Annotated in this window: 14 protein-coding genes and 1 tRNA gene; 11 read left to right on the forward strand and 4 right to left on the reverse strand. The window is 69.9% G+C overall.

Annotation, left to right across the window (positions count from 1 at the left end; all coding sequences use genetic code 11):
* Positions 1–318: 318 nt before the first annotated feature.
* Together V5E28_RS20610 and V5E28_RS20615 are read left to right on the forward strand one after the other, a co-directional pair.
* Entirely contained in the window at positions 319–579 is a 261-nt protein-coding gene (locus V5E28_RS20610) for a CopG family transcriptional regulator (protein ID WP_132610645.1), read from the forward strand.
* A complete protein-coding gene (locus V5E28_RS20615; protein ID WP_336208589.1) occupies positions 576–989 on the forward strand; it encodes a type II toxin-antitoxin system VapC family toxin in 414 nt (137 codons plus the stop codon). Before V5E28_RS20610 ends, V5E28_RS20615 begins: the two co-directional genes overlap by 4 nt.
* Before the next feature lie 130 nt (positions 990–1119).
* Here the strand turns inward: V5E28_RS20615 and V5E28_RS20620 are convergent.
* Positions 1120–1190 (reverse strand) — tRNA-Gly (locus tag V5E28_RS20620).
* Positions 1191–1302: 112 nt separating this feature from the next.
* On the opposite strand from V5E28_RS20620, the gene dcd reads away from it, so the two are divergent.
* The 3 genes from dcd (at position 1303) to V5E28_RS20635 (ending at position 3740) form a co-directional block, all read left to right on the forward strand.
* Complete coding sequence (gene dcd, locus V5E28_RS20625) at positions 1303–1878, forward strand: dCTP deaminase (protein WP_336208590.1); 576 nt, start codon at positions 1303–1305, stop codon at positions 1876–1878.
* 235 nt (positions 1879–2113) lie between these two features.
* The gene (locus V5E28_RS20630) at positions 2114–2731 is read left to right on the forward strand and encodes a DUF47 domain-containing protein (protein ID WP_049567507.1); all 618 of its coding nucleotides are present in this window, start codon (positions 2114–2116) and stop codon (positions 2729–2731) included.
* Positions 2732–2735: 4 nt separating this feature from the next.
* Positions 2736–3740, forward strand: a complete 1005-nt coding sequence (locus tag V5E28_RS20635) for an inorganic phosphate transporter (RefSeq protein ID WP_336208592.1) — start codon at positions 2736–2738, stop codon at positions 3738–3740.
* Here the strand turns inward: V5E28_RS20635 and mshD are convergent.
* Positions 3673–4638, reverse strand: a complete 966-nt coding sequence (gene mshD, locus V5E28_RS20640) for a mycothiol synthase (protein ID WP_336208593.1) — start codon at positions 4636–4638, stop codon at positions 3673–3675. The genes V5E28_RS20635 and mshD overlap by 68 nt on opposite strands.
* 108 nt (positions 4639–4746) lie before the next feature.
* Between mshD and V5E28_RS20645 the strand changes: the two genes are divergently transcribed.
* Both V5E28_RS20645 and V5E28_RS20650 read left to right on the forward strand, forming a co-directional pair.
* Entirely contained in the window at positions 4747–6528 is a 1782-nt protein-coding gene (locus V5E28_RS20645) for a bifunctional metallophosphatase/5'-nucleotidase (protein WP_336208594.1), read from the forward strand.
* Between the two features lie 464 nt (positions 6529–6992).
* Positions 6993–7976: an NAD-dependent epimerase/dehydratase family protein gene (locus tag V5E28_RS20650; protein ID WP_336208596.1), complete on the forward strand. Its 984-nt coding sequence runs from the start codon at positions 6993–6995 to the stop codon at positions 7974–7976.
* 15 nt (positions 7977–7991) lie between these two features.
* Here V5E28_RS20650 and V5E28_RS20655 read toward each other — a convergent pair whose 3' ends face one another.
* Positions 7992–9404, reverse strand: a complete 1413-nt coding sequence (locus V5E28_RS20655; RefSeq protein WP_336208598.1) for an MFS transporter — start codon at positions 9402–9404, stop codon at positions 7992–7994.
* 202 nt (positions 9405–9606) lie between these two features.
* On the opposite strand from V5E28_RS20655, the gene V5E28_RS20660 reads away from it, so the two are divergent.
* Together V5E28_RS20660 and V5E28_RS20665 are read left to right on the forward strand one after the other, a co-directional pair.
* Positions 9607–11016: a purine-cytosine permease family protein gene (locus V5E28_RS20660; protein ID WP_336208599.1), complete on the forward strand. Its 1410-nt coding sequence runs from the start codon at positions 9607–9609 to the stop codon at positions 11014–11016.
* A gap of 29 nt (positions 11017–11045) precedes the next feature.
* Positions 11046–11558 (forward strand): hypothetical protein, encoded by a 513-nt coding sequence (locus V5E28_RS20665; protein WP_336208600.1) that lies wholly within the window; start codon positions 11046–11048, stop codon positions 11556–11558.
* On the opposite strand, the gene V5E28_RS20670 is transcribed toward V5E28_RS20665, so the two are convergent.
* On the reverse strand, positions 11497–13296 hold the full coding sequence (locus V5E28_RS20670) for an alkyl/aryl-sulfatase (RefSeq protein WP_336208601.1): 1800 nt from the start codon (positions 13294–13296) through the stop codon (positions 11497–11499). The genes V5E28_RS20665 and V5E28_RS20670 overlap by 62 nt on opposite strands.
* Before the next feature lie 175 nt (positions 13297–13471).
* Here V5E28_RS20670 and V5E28_RS20675 point away from each other — a divergent pair, with 175 nt between their 5' ends.
* Both V5E28_RS20675 and V5E28_RS20680 read left to right on the forward strand, forming a co-directional pair.
* Positions 13472–14113 (forward strand): HAD family hydrolase, encoded by a 642-nt coding sequence (locus tag V5E28_RS20675; RefSeq protein WP_336208602.1) that lies wholly within the window; start codon positions 13472–13474, stop codon positions 14111–14113.
* The gene (locus V5E28_RS20680) at positions 14110–14580 is read left to right on the forward strand and encodes a GNAT family N-acetyltransferase (RefSeq protein WP_336208605.1); all 471 of its coding nucleotides are present in this window, start codon (positions 14110–14112) and stop codon (positions 14578–14580) included. The genes V5E28_RS20675 and V5E28_RS20680 overlap by 4 nt, the downstream gene beginning before the upstream one ends.
* The last annotated feature ends 1 nt before the right edge of the window (position 14581 follow it).

Genomic DNA, 14581 nt, shown 5'->3' on the forward strand with positions numbered 1-14581 from the left:
CAGGGATCTCGGCTCGTGGAGGCGCTGACCTGCAGTTGAGACCGGTCGTGAGTGACCGTGGTTGACCCCTCGTTACTGCCCTTAATGGCACGCTAATGGCACGACGATCAGCCCGCGACCTGGTGATTCCCGCGCGACGCAGGTACCAAGCCCGCGCGAGGGCTTCGTACGGTCGCCATCCCGGAACCCGAACCAGTGACCTTCGCTTGCACGGAGACCGCTCAGCTCTCGCCCGGTGCACAACTCGTCGGCGGCGGTCCTCCCGACGCAAGCGAACGGTCGAGACACCGAAGGAGGATGGGAGGTAGGATAAAGGGCATGAGCGAGCCTACCGGCAAGTATTCGATCACTATGCCACGTGACATCGCCGAGGCCGCCCGGTCCCGGAGCGGCCCTTCCGGCCTGTCCGCCTACGTCGCCGCCGCCGTCGCCCGCCAGATCGAGCGCGACAACCTCAGCGAACTCATTCAGGTCGCCGAGGCCGAGCACGGCCCCATCACCGACGACGAGGTCCAGGCACTGCGCGACCAACTCCACCAGGCCCGGCAGGGACAGGCCAATGGTGGGGCGGCTGCGTGACCCGTTCTCCCGCCACTCCCGGCGGCACCCTTGTCCTCGACAGCGAAGGGCTGGCCAAGGCCTTCCTGCGCGACCGTACGGTCACCGCATGGCTGGCTCTCGCCCGTGCCGACGACCTTCGCGTCATCACCTCTGCCGCCACCCTCGTCGAGGTGGTCCACCCCCGCGTCAACCGGCCAGCCCTTGAGTGGACGCTGTCCCGCCTTGTCATCGAGCCGGTCACCGAACCAATCGCCCGCCACGCCGCCACGCTCTTGTCTGACGCCAGCCTGCACGGGCACAAGTACGCCATCGATGCCATGCTCAGCGCCACCGCCCTCGCTGCCCCAGGTCCAGTCACGGTTCTCACCTCCGACCCCGAGGACCTCGCCGCCCTGTGCGGCGCACGCGTCACTGTCATCAAGGTCTGAGTCATGCTTCTGACCTGCTGGTTCTGACAGGGTGATCTCCCGCCCTAACGGCACGCAGAGACCAACAACTCTGGACAACATCAAAGCCCAGGTCTCGGCAACCACTTCCGACCTGGGCCTTCGCACTGAGAGCGGGTGACGGGAATCGAACCCGCGCTGTCAGCTTGGGAAGCTGATGTTCTACCATTGAACTACACCCGCATACGGCCTGGGCCGCGCCACCACTGTAGCGGAAACCCGCCCCACTTCACCAAGCCGTGACGCGCCCGACTTTCCAGCGGCCGCACAGCAGCCGCACGGTAGGTTGCTCAACGTGCTGCTTTCTGACCGTGACATCATCGCCGAGATCGACTCCGGCCGGCTCGCGCTGGACCCGTTCGACCAGGAGATGATCCAACCCTCCAGCATCGATGTCCGGCTCGACAGGTTCTTCCGCGTGTTCGAGAACCACAGATACCCGCACATCGATCCCGCCGTCGAGCAGCCCGATCTGACGCGGCTGGTCGAGCCTGATGGTGATGAGCCGTTCATCCTTCATCCGGGCGAGTTCGTGCTGGCCTCCACGTACGAGGTGATCACGCTGCCCGACGATCTCGCGTCCAGGCTGGAGGGCAAGAGTTCGCTGGGCAGGCTGGGGTTGCTGACGCACTCGACGGCCGGCTTCATCGATCCTGGTTTCAGCGGCCATGTGACCCTTGAGCTGTCCAACGTCGCCACGCTGCCGATCAAACTGTGGCCGGGGATGAAGATCGGGCAGTTGTGCGTGTTCCGGCTGAGTTCGCCGTCGGAGTTCCCGTACGGGTCGGAGAAGTACGGGTCGCGCTATCAGGGGCAGCGGGGGCCGACGCCTTCGCGGTCGTTCCGCAACTTCCATCGGACGAAGATCTGACGGAGTCCGCACGTCAGATGGGCTGGTGGTCAGGGGTGAATGTCACCAAGATGGGCCATGGGGTGGCTCGACCGTCACCCGCCTTCGGGGCATTGGGGCGCTCAAAGTAGCCTTGGCCCCGGTGTCGTACAGCATACGGAGGGTAGCGACCAGGAGAAAGGGACATGAAGTTCGCATTTTCCCTGGTAACCCGTACCCTCTTCCACGGACCATCCCCGCACATCTGGAGAACGACGTGCGCCTGCGTCTCACGCCACGTGAGGACAGCTACTATGACCTGTTCGCCGACTCGGCGAACAATCTGGTCACCGCATCACGCTTGCTCGTAGAGATCATCAGCGACGGCTCGGACCGCGAGGCCCTGGCCGAGAAGATGCGCGCCTGCGAGCACGCCGGGGACGAACGCACTCACGCGATCATGAACCGGCTCAACGAGAGTTTCATCACTCCCTTCGACCGGGAGGACATCTACCGCCTCGCGTCGAACCTCGACGACGTGATGGACGCCATGGAAGCCGCGTCGGACCTCATCGTCCTCTACCAGATCGACCATCTCCCCAAGGATGTCGTCCGGCAGGTCGAGGTTCTGGAGCGGGCTGCGGAGCTGACCGCGGAGGCCATGCCCCGGCTGCGGTCGATGAAGAACCTCAACGAATACTGGATCGAGGTCAACCGCCTGGAGAACCAGGGCGACCAGGTCTATCGACGGCTGCTGGCCAAGCTCTTCAGCGGCGAGTACGACGCGCTGACGGTCATGAAGATGAAGGAAGTCATCGACGCCCTCGAAGAGGCGGCTGACGCCTTCGAGCATGTGGCGAACACCGTCGAGTCGATCGCGGTCAAGGAAAGCTAACTCAGTGGACCTCACGCTCGCCCTTGTCATCGGCGTGGTCGTCGTCGCGCTGATCTTCGACTACACCAACGGGTTCCACGACGCGGCGAACGCCATCGCGACCTCCGTCTCCACCCGTGCGCTCACTCCCAGGGCGGCGCTGTTCATGGCCGCGGCGATGAACTTCATCGGCGCCCACCTGGGCACCCAGGTCGCGCAGACCGTCGGCAAAGGGATCATCGACGCCCCACAGGGCTCTCACGGCCTGGTGATCGTGGCTTCGGCGCTCATCGGCGCGATCGTCTGGAATCTCATCACCTGGTATTTCGGCCTGCCTTCCTCCTCCAGCCACGCGCTGATCGGCGGTCTCGTCGGCTCGGCGCTGGCCTCGGCCAGCCTCGTGCACTGGGACGGCGTGCTGGAGAAGGTGGTCATCCCCATGATCATCTCGCCGCTGGTGGGCTTCACGCTGGCGGCGTCGATCATGATCGCGATCTACTGGATCTTCCGTCACGCGCAGCCCGGCAAGACCAACCGCGGCTTCCGCTACTCGCAGACGGTCTCGGCCGCGGCGATGGCGCTCGGTCACGGCCTGCAGGACGCGCAGAAGACCATGGGTGTGATCTTCCTGGCCCTCGTGGTCGGCGGCTACGCGACGCCGGACGATCCGATCCCGCAGTGGGTGATCCTGGCCGCGGCCGGCGCGATCTCGCTGGGCACCTACGCCGGCGGCTGGCGCATCATGCGGACGCTGGGGCGCCGCATCATCGCGCTGGACCCGCCGCAGGGCTTCGCCGCGGAGGCCGCCGCGGCGACGGTGCTGTACAGCGCGGCCATCGGGTTCGGGGCGCCGATCTCCACGACGCACACGATCACCTCGGCGATCATGGGCGTGGGTTCCACCAAGCGGCTGTCCGCGGTGCGGTGGGGGGTGGCGGGCAACATCGTGACCGCCTGGATCCTCACGATCCCGGCGGCGGCTCTGGTGGCGGCGCTGTCGTACTACGTTCTGCACTGGATCGTGGAGTAGCGGCGTACATGACGTCGACGTCCCACCGGGCGAAGCCGAGGGACTCGTACAACCTGATCGCGGCCGTGTTGGCCTCGTCCACGTAGAGCATCGCCTGGGCGAGGCCGCGCGAGCGCAGGTGGCTCAGCCCGGCGACGGTGAGCGCCCTGCCCAGGCCGGTGCCCTGCTGGGATGGGGCGACGCCGACGACGTACACCTCTCCCAGCGGCTCGTGGCCGTGGTCGTCCGAGCCGTGGATCTTCGTCCAGTGAAAGCCGACGAGCCTGCCGTCGCGGTCGGCCAGGAAGAATCCCGCCGGGTCGAACCACGGTTCGCGCTCGCGCAGCAGCAGGTCGTCCCTCGTCCATGCGCCCTGCTCAGGGTGGTAGGCGAAGGCCGCGGAGTTCACCTTGAGCCATTCCTCCTCGTCCTGGCCGGGCACGAAGGCGCGCAGCCGTACCCCTTCGGGCAGGTGGTGGGCGGGCAGCGGGGCGAACAGCGAGCGCCGCATCTGCCACAGGGAGCGCGCCCGCTCGAGGCCGGACGAGGCGGCCAGCGCGCCGGCGCCGGGGTGGTCGCCGTGCGCCCAGAGGCGCAGGTTGCCGCCCGCCAGGTCGAGCATCGAGCGCAGGAGCGCCTTGCCGTGGCCCCTGCGGCGGTGCGCCGGGTGGATGACCAGCTCGCCGCTGGGACCCTCGACCTCGTCGGTGGGGTCGACGTGGGCGTAGCCGACGAGCGTGCCGTCCGCCTCCATCAGCAGCGAGCGGGCGCGCGGATCTCCGCCGTATCGCATGTGCAGCATCACGTGCTCGTTGAGCGGCCTTACGCCGTCAACCTCCGTCGCCGCTTCGACGACGTCCAGCACGCCGGCGATTTCCTGGTCATCGAGCCGTTCTTTGATCTTCACGTGCGCTTTCACAGATCGAACTCTAGGCGTACTACTGGCAAATAACGCCATGTGTTGGGCCGATGAATCGTTACCTTTGCGACATTGGTTGCACAGGTTCCCGCCGTAACGTCTTGGGCCATGACGTCCCGTTCCCTCCTCCGGCTCGCGCTGGCCGGAGCCGTCGCCACAGGCGGCATCCTGCTCGCCGGTCTCCCGGCGGACGCGAGCAAGGCCCCCAGGACGGTTCCCGTCCGGCTGCTCGCCCTCAACGACTTCCACGGCAACCTCGAGCCTCCGTCCGGGTCCTCCGGCCGGATGGTCGACGAGCACGGCAACACCGTCGATGCGGGCGGCGCCGTCTACGTCGCCACGCACATGAAGGCGCTGGCCGACAGGAACACGATCGCGGTCGCCCAGGGTGACCTCATCGGCGCCACCCCCCTCATCTCCGCCGCCTACCACGACGAGCCGTCCGTCGAGTTCCTGGGCAAGCTCGGGCTGAAGGTCGCCGCGGTCGGCAACCACGAGTTCGACGAGGGATACGCCGAGCTCCGGCGGATCATGAAGGGCGGCTGCCACCCGGTGGACGGCTGCTCGCCCGGCGGCCCGTGGAAGGGCGCGGCGTTCGACTACGTGGGCGCCAACGTGCTGTTCAAGAACCGCAACGAGAAGACCGACGCGCTCTCCGCGCTCGGCCACTCCGGCCAGATCAAGAAGCTGATGGCCGACTGGGGCGTGCCCGCGCTGCCGCCGGTGAGCGTCAAGTGGATGAACGGCGTGCCGATCGGCTTCATCGGGCTCGTCACCCAGACCACGCCGAACATCGTCACCGCCGAGGGCATCAAGGACCTCAAGTTCGTCGACGAGGTCAAGGCCGCGAACGTGGCGTCCAAGCTGCTCAAGCTGGTGGGCGTGAAGGCCCAGGTCGTGCTCGTGCACGAGGGTGACCAGGTCACCGCGGGCCAGTCCCCCGACGCCTGCAGCGCCGTGCCCGGCGCGGGCAACCGCATCGCCACGCAGGTCGACTCCGAGGTCGACCTGGTGCTCAGCGGGCACTCGCACCAGGCGTACCTGTGCACGGTGAAAGACCCCGCCGGCCGGGACCGCGTCTACTCGCAGGGCGGCTCGTTCGGCCGTGTCATCACCCAGGTGGACCTACAGGTCAACGTCAAGACCCGGGACATCGACCGGGCCTCGGTCGTGGCCGACAACCACGTCGTGACCCGCACAGTCACCCCAGATCCCGATATTTCCACCTTCGTCCAGACGTGGAAGGATCGCGTCGCCCCCGTGGCCAACAGGCCCGTCGGCACGATCACCACCGACATCACCAACACCGCCGCCCCGTCCGGCGAGTCGCCCCTCGGCAACCTCATCGCCGACGCCCAGCTCGCGGCCACCAGGACCGGCGGCAACGCCCAGATCGCGCTGATGAACCCGGGCGGCATCCGCGCCTCGCTCACCCACGCCGGCTCCCCCGCCGGTGAAGGCGACGGCGTGGTCACCTACGGAGAGGCGTTCGCCGTCCAGCCGTTCAACAACCTCATGCAGGTCGTCACGCTGACCGGCGCGCAGCTGAAGACCCTGCTGGAGCAGCAGTTCACCGGCGGGCCCAACAACCAGGCGTTCACCAAGATCCTCCAGCCCTCGGCGAACCTGACCTACACCTACAGCCAGAGCGCCGCCTGGGGCAGCAAGGTCTCCAACATCCAGATCGACGGCGCCCCCGTGACGGACGCCCAGACCATCCGGGTCGCGGCGAACAACTTCCTGGTCGGCGGCGGCGACGCCTTCCAGGCCTTCACCGGCGGCACCGACCTGTGGAGCGGCCCCCTCGACATCGACGCCTTCGTCGAGCACCTGGGCCGCGCCAACCCGATCGCCCCGCCGGCCACCAACCGCATCACCGTGACCGGCTGACCCGACCCGATCGATCCCTGATCGAGCAGTAAGAGGCCCGCTTCTCGCTCACCTGAGAAGCGGGCCTCTCTGTCCCTTACCGACGCTGCCCAGGAATGCGTCCCTGCGGCCCCTATCCGCCAAGACGTCCGTCCCACCACTGCATCCACTCACGCCACTGCCCCGTACAGAAGATCAAAACCTCACATCCACGATCACCTTCCGGTACGGCTCCGCCGGCATGCGCCCACCCGCCGCACGGGGCGGGTGGCCTCCAGGAAGACGGCCGCTGACCGCCACGGGGCCGGCCGCCGTCACGGCGCCCGGTAACCGGGACGGAGGTCGCGCGACAACCCCCGCGCCCGGTCACCGGGACCGCGGTTTCCGGCTCGCGCCGGGGTGGTCGTCGTCGCGTTCCGCTATCGGCGATTCCGCTGTCAGCTTGGACCGCTTCCGGAGGTCGGGGGGCGCGGCACAGTGGAACCATGAACGTACTGGTGTTGGGCGGGACGGAGTTCGTGGGGCGGGCCTTCGTCGAGGAGGCGCTGGCTCTCGGGCATGGCGTGACGGTGTTCAACCGGGGCACGCACGAACCGCTCCCGGGCGTGACCGCGCTGCGAGGAGACCGGTCGGCGGCCGATGGGCTCGGCGCGCTGGCGCGGGGCGAGTGGGATGTGGTGGTGGACACCTGGTCGTGGGCGCCGTCAGCGGTCCGGGACGCCGCCTCGCTGCTGGCCGGCCGGGCGGGACACTACGTGTACGTGTCCAGCCGCTCCGTCTACACCCCGCCGGTGCCGCTCGGGGCCGATGAGAGCGCGCCGGTGCTGGCCGGAGACGCCGATGGCGGCCAGGGCGGCTACGCCGAGATGAAGGCCGGCGGCGAGGTGGCAGCCACGGCCGCGTTCGGGGACCGGGCGCTGCTCGCGCGGGCCGGGCTGATCATCGGGCCTTACGAGAACATCGGGCGGCTGCCGTGGTGGCTGTCGAGGATCGCGCGGGGCGGGCCGGTGCTGGCGCCCGGCCCCGCCGAGCTGGGGCTGCAGTACGTGGACGCGCGCGACCTGGCCGTTTGGTGCCTGGACGCCGCGGCGCGCGGGCTGGGCGGTGCCTACAACGTGGTGAGCCCACCGGGGTTCGTGACGATGCGGGAGCTGCTGGAGACCTGCGTCCGGGTGACCGGTTCGGATGCGGAGCTGCGCTGGCTGGAGGCGCAGGAGATCCTCGCGGCGGGGGTGGAGCCGTGGAGCGATCTGCCGATCTGGCTGCTGGGCGAGGACCATGACTTCATGCACGGCGGGGACGTGTCCAAGGCCGTCGCGGCCGGCCTGCGGTGCCGTCCGGTCGAGGAGACCGTGGCCGGCACCTGGGAGTGGCTGCGGGGCATCGGAGGCCGGGCGCCGATGCGCGCCGACCGGCCGCCCGTCGGGCTGGATCCCGCGCTGGAGGCCAAGCTGCTCGGGCTGGACTGACCGCCGCTGCCGGGCTCAGGGCTGTCGGGCGCGGGTGACGCGCTGGCAGATCAGGTCGTAGAGGGCGGCGGCCAGAGCGACGCAGACGAGCAGCACCACCACCAGCAGCCCGTGCCTGAAGGCGGTCGGCCAGCCCTGGGGCAGGGAGCCGAAGAAGGCCGACCCCGCGGCGGCGATGCCGATGGCCGAGCCGAGGCGCTGGCCGGTCTGCAGGATGCCGGCCGCGCTGCCGCCGCCCGCCGGCGGCACCTCCGACAGGGTGATGGCCTGGTTGGGCGAGATGACCAGGCCGCTGCCGACGCCCGCGACGAGCAGCGGCACCGCGGTCGCCAGGGCCACGTCCGGACCCGGCACCAGGGCGGTGGCGATCATGGTGGCCCCGAGACCGGCGATGACCGTGGCGAGGCCGGCCGCCACCAGCCGCCGGCCCGCCCGGGCGACGAGCCGGCCGCCCACCACGGAGGACGAGGCGGAGCCGAGCGCGAACGGGGTGATCGCCAGCCCGGCCATCAGGGGGCTGTAGTGCAGGCCGCTCTGCAGATACAGGGTGAAGATGAAGAAGATGCCGGTGAATCCGGCGAAGTAGAACAGCGCGATGGCCGTGCCGAGGCTGTAGGAGCGCTTGCGGAAGAGGGCCAGGTCCACCAGCGGCTCCCGGCGGTAGAACCGCTCCCAGAAGACGAACCCGGCCAGCACGAGCAGCGCCACAGGGACGAGCAGCCACTTGGCGTCGCCCTCCCACTGGTGCTGCTGGATGAAGGGCAGCAGCAACGTGCCCACCCCCACGCCGAGGAGCAGCACGCCGACGGGGTCCATGCTCTCGCGCCGTTCGCGCACCCGCGGTTCCGGAGCGGGCAGCAGCCGGTGCGCCAGCGGCAGCAGGACGATCCCGATCGGCACGTTCACCAGGAACACCCACCGCCAGCCCACCTGACCGCCGAACGCCGTGACCAGCGCGCCCCCGATCAGCGGGCCGGCCGCGGTGGAGACCCCGATGGTGGCGCCGAGCGCGCCGAACGCCCGGCCCCGCTCCGCGCCGCGGAACATCTGCTGGATCAGCCCGGACACCTGGGGGTTGATCATCCCGGCCGCCATGCCCTGGATCAGCCTGGAGGCGATCAGCATGGGCATGCTCTGGGCGACCCCGCACGCCGCGCTGGCCAGCGTGAAGAACACGACTCCCCAGATGAAGAGCGTGCGGCGGCTGCGCGCGTCGCCCAGCCGCCCGGCGGGCACCAGCAGCAGGCCGAACGTCAGCGCGTACCCGGACAGGATCCACTGCAGACCGTCCGCGGAGGCGTGCAGCCCTTCCCTGATCGAGGGCAGGGCCACGTTCACGATGCTCACGTCCAGGCCCGACATGAACGCCGCCACCAGGCACACGGCCAGGGCCCGCCTGCGGGGGTCGGGGGTCGGGGCTCGCGTCACGGCGATCACACCCGCCTTTCCGCGGAACCGGGAGCAGGGACGGGTCAGGCCGTAAAGGCGACCGGAGCATGATTCCCCGAGCATTGGGAAATATCGTCGTTCGCCGACAATGATTCCTTTGCTGTACACCAAGCGACGCCTCGTCAGCGGGCGTTCTCCGGGGGGCATCCACACTCCGGCACGCGCGGTGTAACGTCCGATCATGGAGTCGATGACGGTCGAGCAGAACGGCATCAACGCGGTTCCCGAGGCGGAGCGGCGCGGCAAGCCGTCCGACCTGTTCTGGCCCTGGGCCGGGTCCAACCTGTCACTGTTCGGGGTGGCGTTCGGCGTCTACATCGTGGGGCTCGGGCTGGGCGTCTTCCCGGCGATCGTCACCGGCGCGCTCGGCTACGTGCTCTCGTTCGGGCTGGTGGGGCTGGTCGCGATAGCGGGCGCGCGGACCGGGGTGCCGACGATGACGCTGGGGCGGGCTCCGTTCGGCTATCAGGGCAACAAGCTGCCCGCCGTGCTGTCGTACATCTCCAACGTGGGCTGGGAGACCGTGCTGGTCACGCTCGCGGCGCAGGGCGGGGCGGCCATCCTCGGGCGGGTCGCGCCCGGCATCCCCGCCACGACCGCCACGGCCGTCTGCTTCGCCGTCGCCGCGCTGGTGACGATCGCGGTCGGGGTGTACGGCCACGCGATGATCATGGTGGTGCAGCGGTATCTGACGTACGCGTTCATCGCCCTGACCATCGTCTACATGGTCCTGATGGCGCCCAGGCTCGGCACCTCGCTGGCGACGGACGCGGGCCCCGGCGAGTGGGTCGGCGGCGTGATCTTCGCGATGACGCTGCTCGGCCTCGGCTGGGTCAACTGCGGCGCCGACTACTCCCGCTACCTGCCCACGAGCTCCCGCCCCGGCAGGGTGGCGACCTGGACCATGCTCGGCGGGGCGGTGCCGCCGATCGTGCTGCTGATCTTCGGCGTGCTGCTCGCGGGCGGCGACCCCAAGCTGGCCGAGGCGGCCGCGGGCGACCCCGTCGCGGCACTGGCGGGCGCGCTGCCGACCTGGTTCCTGCTGCCCTATCTGCTGACCGCCATCGGCGGGTTCCTGGCCGGGGCCATCATGGACATCTACTCCTCCGGGCTGACCCTGCTGGCGCTGGGCGTGCCGGTCAAGCGGCACTACGCGGTGCTCATCGACGGCGTGCTCATGGTGCTCGGCGGCTACTACCTGCTGTTCGTCTCGACCAGCTTCCTGGCCACCTTCCAGGCGTTCCTCGCGATCATCGGCGTCGTCATGGCCGCCTGGGTCGCCGTGTTCCTCGTGGACATGTGGCGCCTGCGTGACGGCGGCCGTTCCTATGACGAGCGGCTGCTGCGGCCCGGCGCGCCGGCCTTCAACGTGCCGGGCCTGGTCTCGCTGGTCGTCGCCTCCGTCGTGGGCATCGGGCTGATCACCTCGCTCGACCCGAACATCGCGGGCGCCGTCGGGTTCCTGATGAGCGAGGAGCTGAAGGCGGGCACGTTCGGCTCGGCCAACATCGGCGTGGTGGTCGCGCTGGTGCTGGGCGGGGTGCTCTATTTCGCGATCAGCAGCTTGACGCCGCGCCGGTCCCGCTCCTGAGGGTCACCGGCGGTTACTCTGCGTGAGACATGTCTCGGTTTCCAGGCGTGCTCCTGCTGCTGTGGTGGGCTGTCCACGGCGTGTCAGGAAGCCTGCTGCTGGTAGCGGTGATCGCCGCAGCCCGTGACGGCCGCCCCGCCGTGGCCGTCGCGGGCTTGCTGGTGGGTGCGCTCTACGCCGCCGGTCCGGGACTAACTGACCTGCTGCGCGGCCGGGCGCGGGAGCGGCTCTGGCTGGTGACGGTCACGCTGACCTGGATGGTGCTCGCCGCACTCTCCCCCGGGTTCGCCTGGCTCGCGTTCCCGCTCTTCTTCGCCCTGCTGTACGTACTGCCGCTGTGGGCGGCGATGTTCGGCGTGACCGTACTGACCTGTGCGAGCGTCGCGGCGGCGAGCTGGCACGCGGGCGGGGTGTCGGCGCCGCTGGTGCTCGGGCCCACGGCGGGGGCGGTGACCGCCGCGGTGATGTGGGCGGGACCGATCACGGGGTCACGATCGCGAAGTCGCGCACGGGGTCGTCCAGCACGGCCACCAGGCGCTTGAGCACCCGCGTGTCCCCCTCCCGATCCACCCCCTCCACCCCCCTGCCCATGAGCAGGGCGAGAAGTTGGGCTTTGGTCAGCCTGAGCGTCAGGTCGACGGGCTCCTCCGGCGGGTCCACCTGCTGGATGAGCGCGCCGTTGGACAGCGTGGTGCGGAAACACTGCCCCAGGTCGGTGAGGTGCCAGTCGATCGACAGGCTCTCGTTCCAGGCCTTGGGACCGTCGACGCGGATGGCGATCGCGTCGAAGATCTGGCTCACGCTCAGCGCGGCGACCAGGTCGGGCGAGACGGCCGCCCCGGTTGCCGGCACGATGCCGTCCGCCAGCTCCAGCGCGCCCATCAGGTAGGAGTTGCGCCAGGTGGCGTTCTCCGCGCCGTGGCCCAGCCGGGTGTAGACCTCGGCGAGCAGGTCGCGGGCCTCCTTGTTCCCCTCGTCGGCGAAGACCGCGTGGTTGAGCAGCTGCGCGGCGAAGCGCAGGTCGTTCTCGGCGATGTAGCCCCTGGCGATGGCCACCACCGCGGCTCCGCCGCCGAGGCACTCCACGTAGCGGATCGCGCTCTGCCTGGGCGGGTGCTCCCACAGGTGGGCGGGGTTGCCGTCGAACCACCCCAGGTAGTGCTGGTAGACGGCCTTGACGTTGTGGCTGGTCGAGCCGTGGTAGCCGTGCGTGTGCCAGGCCTGCTCCAGGCCCGGCGGAAGCTGCAGGTGCTCGGCGATCTCCGGTCCCGTCAGGCCCCTGTTCATCAGGCGGAGCGTCTGGTCGTGCAGGTAGGCGTGCAGGTCGCGCTGCTGGGACAGGAAGCGGTCGATGTTCTCTCCGCCCCAGGTCGGCCAGTGGTGCGAGGCGAAGGCCACGTCGGCCTGACCGCCGAAGAGCGCGATGGCCTCGGTCAGGCAGCGTGTCCACAGCCGGGGATCGCGCACGGGCGCCCCGCGCAGTGCCAGGAGGTTGTGCTGGTTGTGGGTGACGTTCTCGGCCAGGCAGAGCGCGCGCCGGCCGGGGAGCAGGAAGGTCATCTCCGGAGGCGACCCGGCGCCGGAGGCGAGCTGGAAGGCGAAACACACCCCGTCGACCGTCTCCTCCTGGCCGGTGCGCTCGATGTGCACGGTGGGCGGGATGAGCGAGATCCGCCCCGTCGACGCGGCCATGCCCAGGCCGGCGCCGATCTGCCCGGCAGGCGACCTGCCCAGGGCCGGACCGTACGTGTAGAGCGAGCGGCGGGTCATGGCGGGGCCGGTGTAGACGCTCTCCGCGGCGGCGTGCTCCAGGAAGCCGGCGGGCGCCAGGACGGGGACGTCGCCGCAGGTGACTCCGCGCACGCCGCCGTAGTGGTCGACGTGGGAGTGGGTGTAGATGACGCCGGTGACCGGGCGGTCGCCGCGGTGGCTCCGGTAGAGGCGGAGCGCCGCCGCCGCGCACTCGGTGGAGATCAGCGGGTCGATGACGATGACCCCGGTGTCGCCTTCGACGAGGGTCATGTTGGACAGGTCGAGGCCACGGACCTGGAAGATGCCGTCGGCCACCTCGTACAGGCCCTGTTTGGCGCAGAGCTGGCCTTGTCTCCAGAGGCTGGGGTGCGCGGTCTGCGGGCATTCGTCCCGCAGGAACGCGTAAGCGTCGTTGTCCCAGACGATCCTGCCGTCGGCGTTCCTGATCACCGCAGGGGTGAGCTGCGCGATGAACCCGCGGTCCGCGGCGTCGAAGTCGGCGCGGTCGTGGAATGGAAGGTCGGCCATGCCAAGGGCATGCCCGGAAACCGGCACAGGCACGGTCAACGAACGTACGAAATAGCATGAACGTCCGTTGATTCCGGTTATCCCGATATATCGGGATCTATGGCGGAGGCGGCGGTAAGTCCCTGTCCGGCGGTGTGGTTGGCTTGAGCTGTTCTGATCCGGATGGGGGTTCGGCGTGGAAGCCTGTGTGTTCGATCTCGACGGGGTGCTCGTCGACTCCGAGCCGGTGTGGGAGGAGGTGCGGCGCGCCTTCGTCGCCGACCACGGCGGCACCTGGCAGCCCGACACGCAGTCGCGGCTCATGGGCATGAGCACCCCCGAGTGGGCCCGATACCTGCACGAGCTCGGCGTCGACCTGCCACCGGACGAGATCGCCCAGGGCGTGATCGAGCAGATGGCGGCCCGCTACCGCGAGGGCGTGCCGCTCATGAAGGGCGCCCCCGAGGCCGTGCGGCGGCTCGCCGCCCGCTTCACGCTGGGCCTGGCCAGCTCCTCCCCCCGGACGCTGATCGACGTGGCGCTCGACGCCGCCGAGCTGCGCGAATGCTTCGCCGCCACGGTCTCGACCGAGGAGGTCGAGCGCGGCAAGCCCGCCCCCGACGGCTATCTGGAGGCGGCCCGGCGGCTCGCCGTCGATCCCCGCGGCTGCGTGGCCGTGGAGGACTCCAGCAACGGCCTGCGCTCGGCGCACGCGGCCGGCATGCGCGTCGTCGCCGTCCCCCACCCCCGCTACCCGCCCGCCCCCGACGCCCTGACCCTGGCCTGGCTCGTCGTGCACGACCTCGACTCGCTCACCCCCGAGATCCTCCAGCGATGATCCGTCCCAGGACCGAAGCCGACCTGGACGGCTGCGTCAAGGCCCTCGCCGAGGTGCAGGCCGCCGACCGCTACCCGGTGGACTGGCCCGCCGACCCCCACGGCTGGCTGACCCCCGGCGACCTCGTCGCGGCCTGGGTGGCGGTGGCGGACGGCGTGGTGACCGGTCACGTGGGACTCGCCAGGGTCGAGCCGGAGCTGGTGGAGTCGCTCGGAGTTCCCGTCGGCGGCGCCGTGACCCGCCTGTTCGTCACACCGGGAGCCCGCGGCGGCGGGCTCGCCGCCCGCCTGCTCGACCAGGTACGCGTCACCGCCGGCGTCCCGCTGACCCTGAACGTCTCGGACGAGGGCCGCGCCGCCATCGCCCTCTACGAGCGGCAGGGCTGGCGCAGGGTCGCCAGCACCAGGGCCCGATGGCTGAATTCGGCCGGCGAGCCCGCCCTGCTCCACCACTACCTCAGCCCCTGAA

Origin of the sequence: Nonomuraea sp. LPB2021202275-12-8 (assembly GCF_037044575.1) — a bacterium.
Lineage (GTDB): Bacteria > Actinomycetota > Actinomycetes > Streptosporangiales > Streptosporangiaceae > Nonomuraea.

Bases quoted from the DNA above. Each gene is read 5' to 3' on its own strand.
- V5E28_RS20660 (WP_336208599.1), top strand. From the start codon at position 9,607: ATGGAGTCGATGACGGTCGAGCAGAACGGCATCAACGCGGTTCCCGAG.
- V5E28_RS20610 (WP_132610645.1), top strand. From the start codon at position 319: ATGAGCGAGCCTACCGGCAAGTATTCGATCACTATGCCACGTGACATC.
- V5E28_RS20680 (WP_336208605.1), top strand. From the start codon at position 14,110: ATGATCCGTCCCAGGACCGAAGCCGACCTGGACGGCTGCGTCAAGGCC.
- V5E28_RS20670 (WP_336208601.1), bottom strand. From the start codon at position 13,296: ATGGCCGACCTTCCATTCCACGACCGCGCCGACTTCGACGCCGCGGAC.
- V5E28_RS20665 (WP_336208600.1), top strand. From the start codon at position 11,046: ATGTCTCGGTTTCCAGGCGTGCTCCTGCTGCTGTGGTGGGCTGTCCAC.
- V5E28_RS20645 (WP_336208594.1), top strand. From the start codon at position 4,747: ATGACGTCCCGTTCCCTCCTCCGGCTCGCGCTGGCCGGAGCCGTCGCC.
- V5E28_RS20650 (WP_336208596.1), top strand. From the start codon at position 6,993: ATGAACGTACTGGTGTTGGGCGGGACGGAGTTCGTGGGGCGGGCCTTC.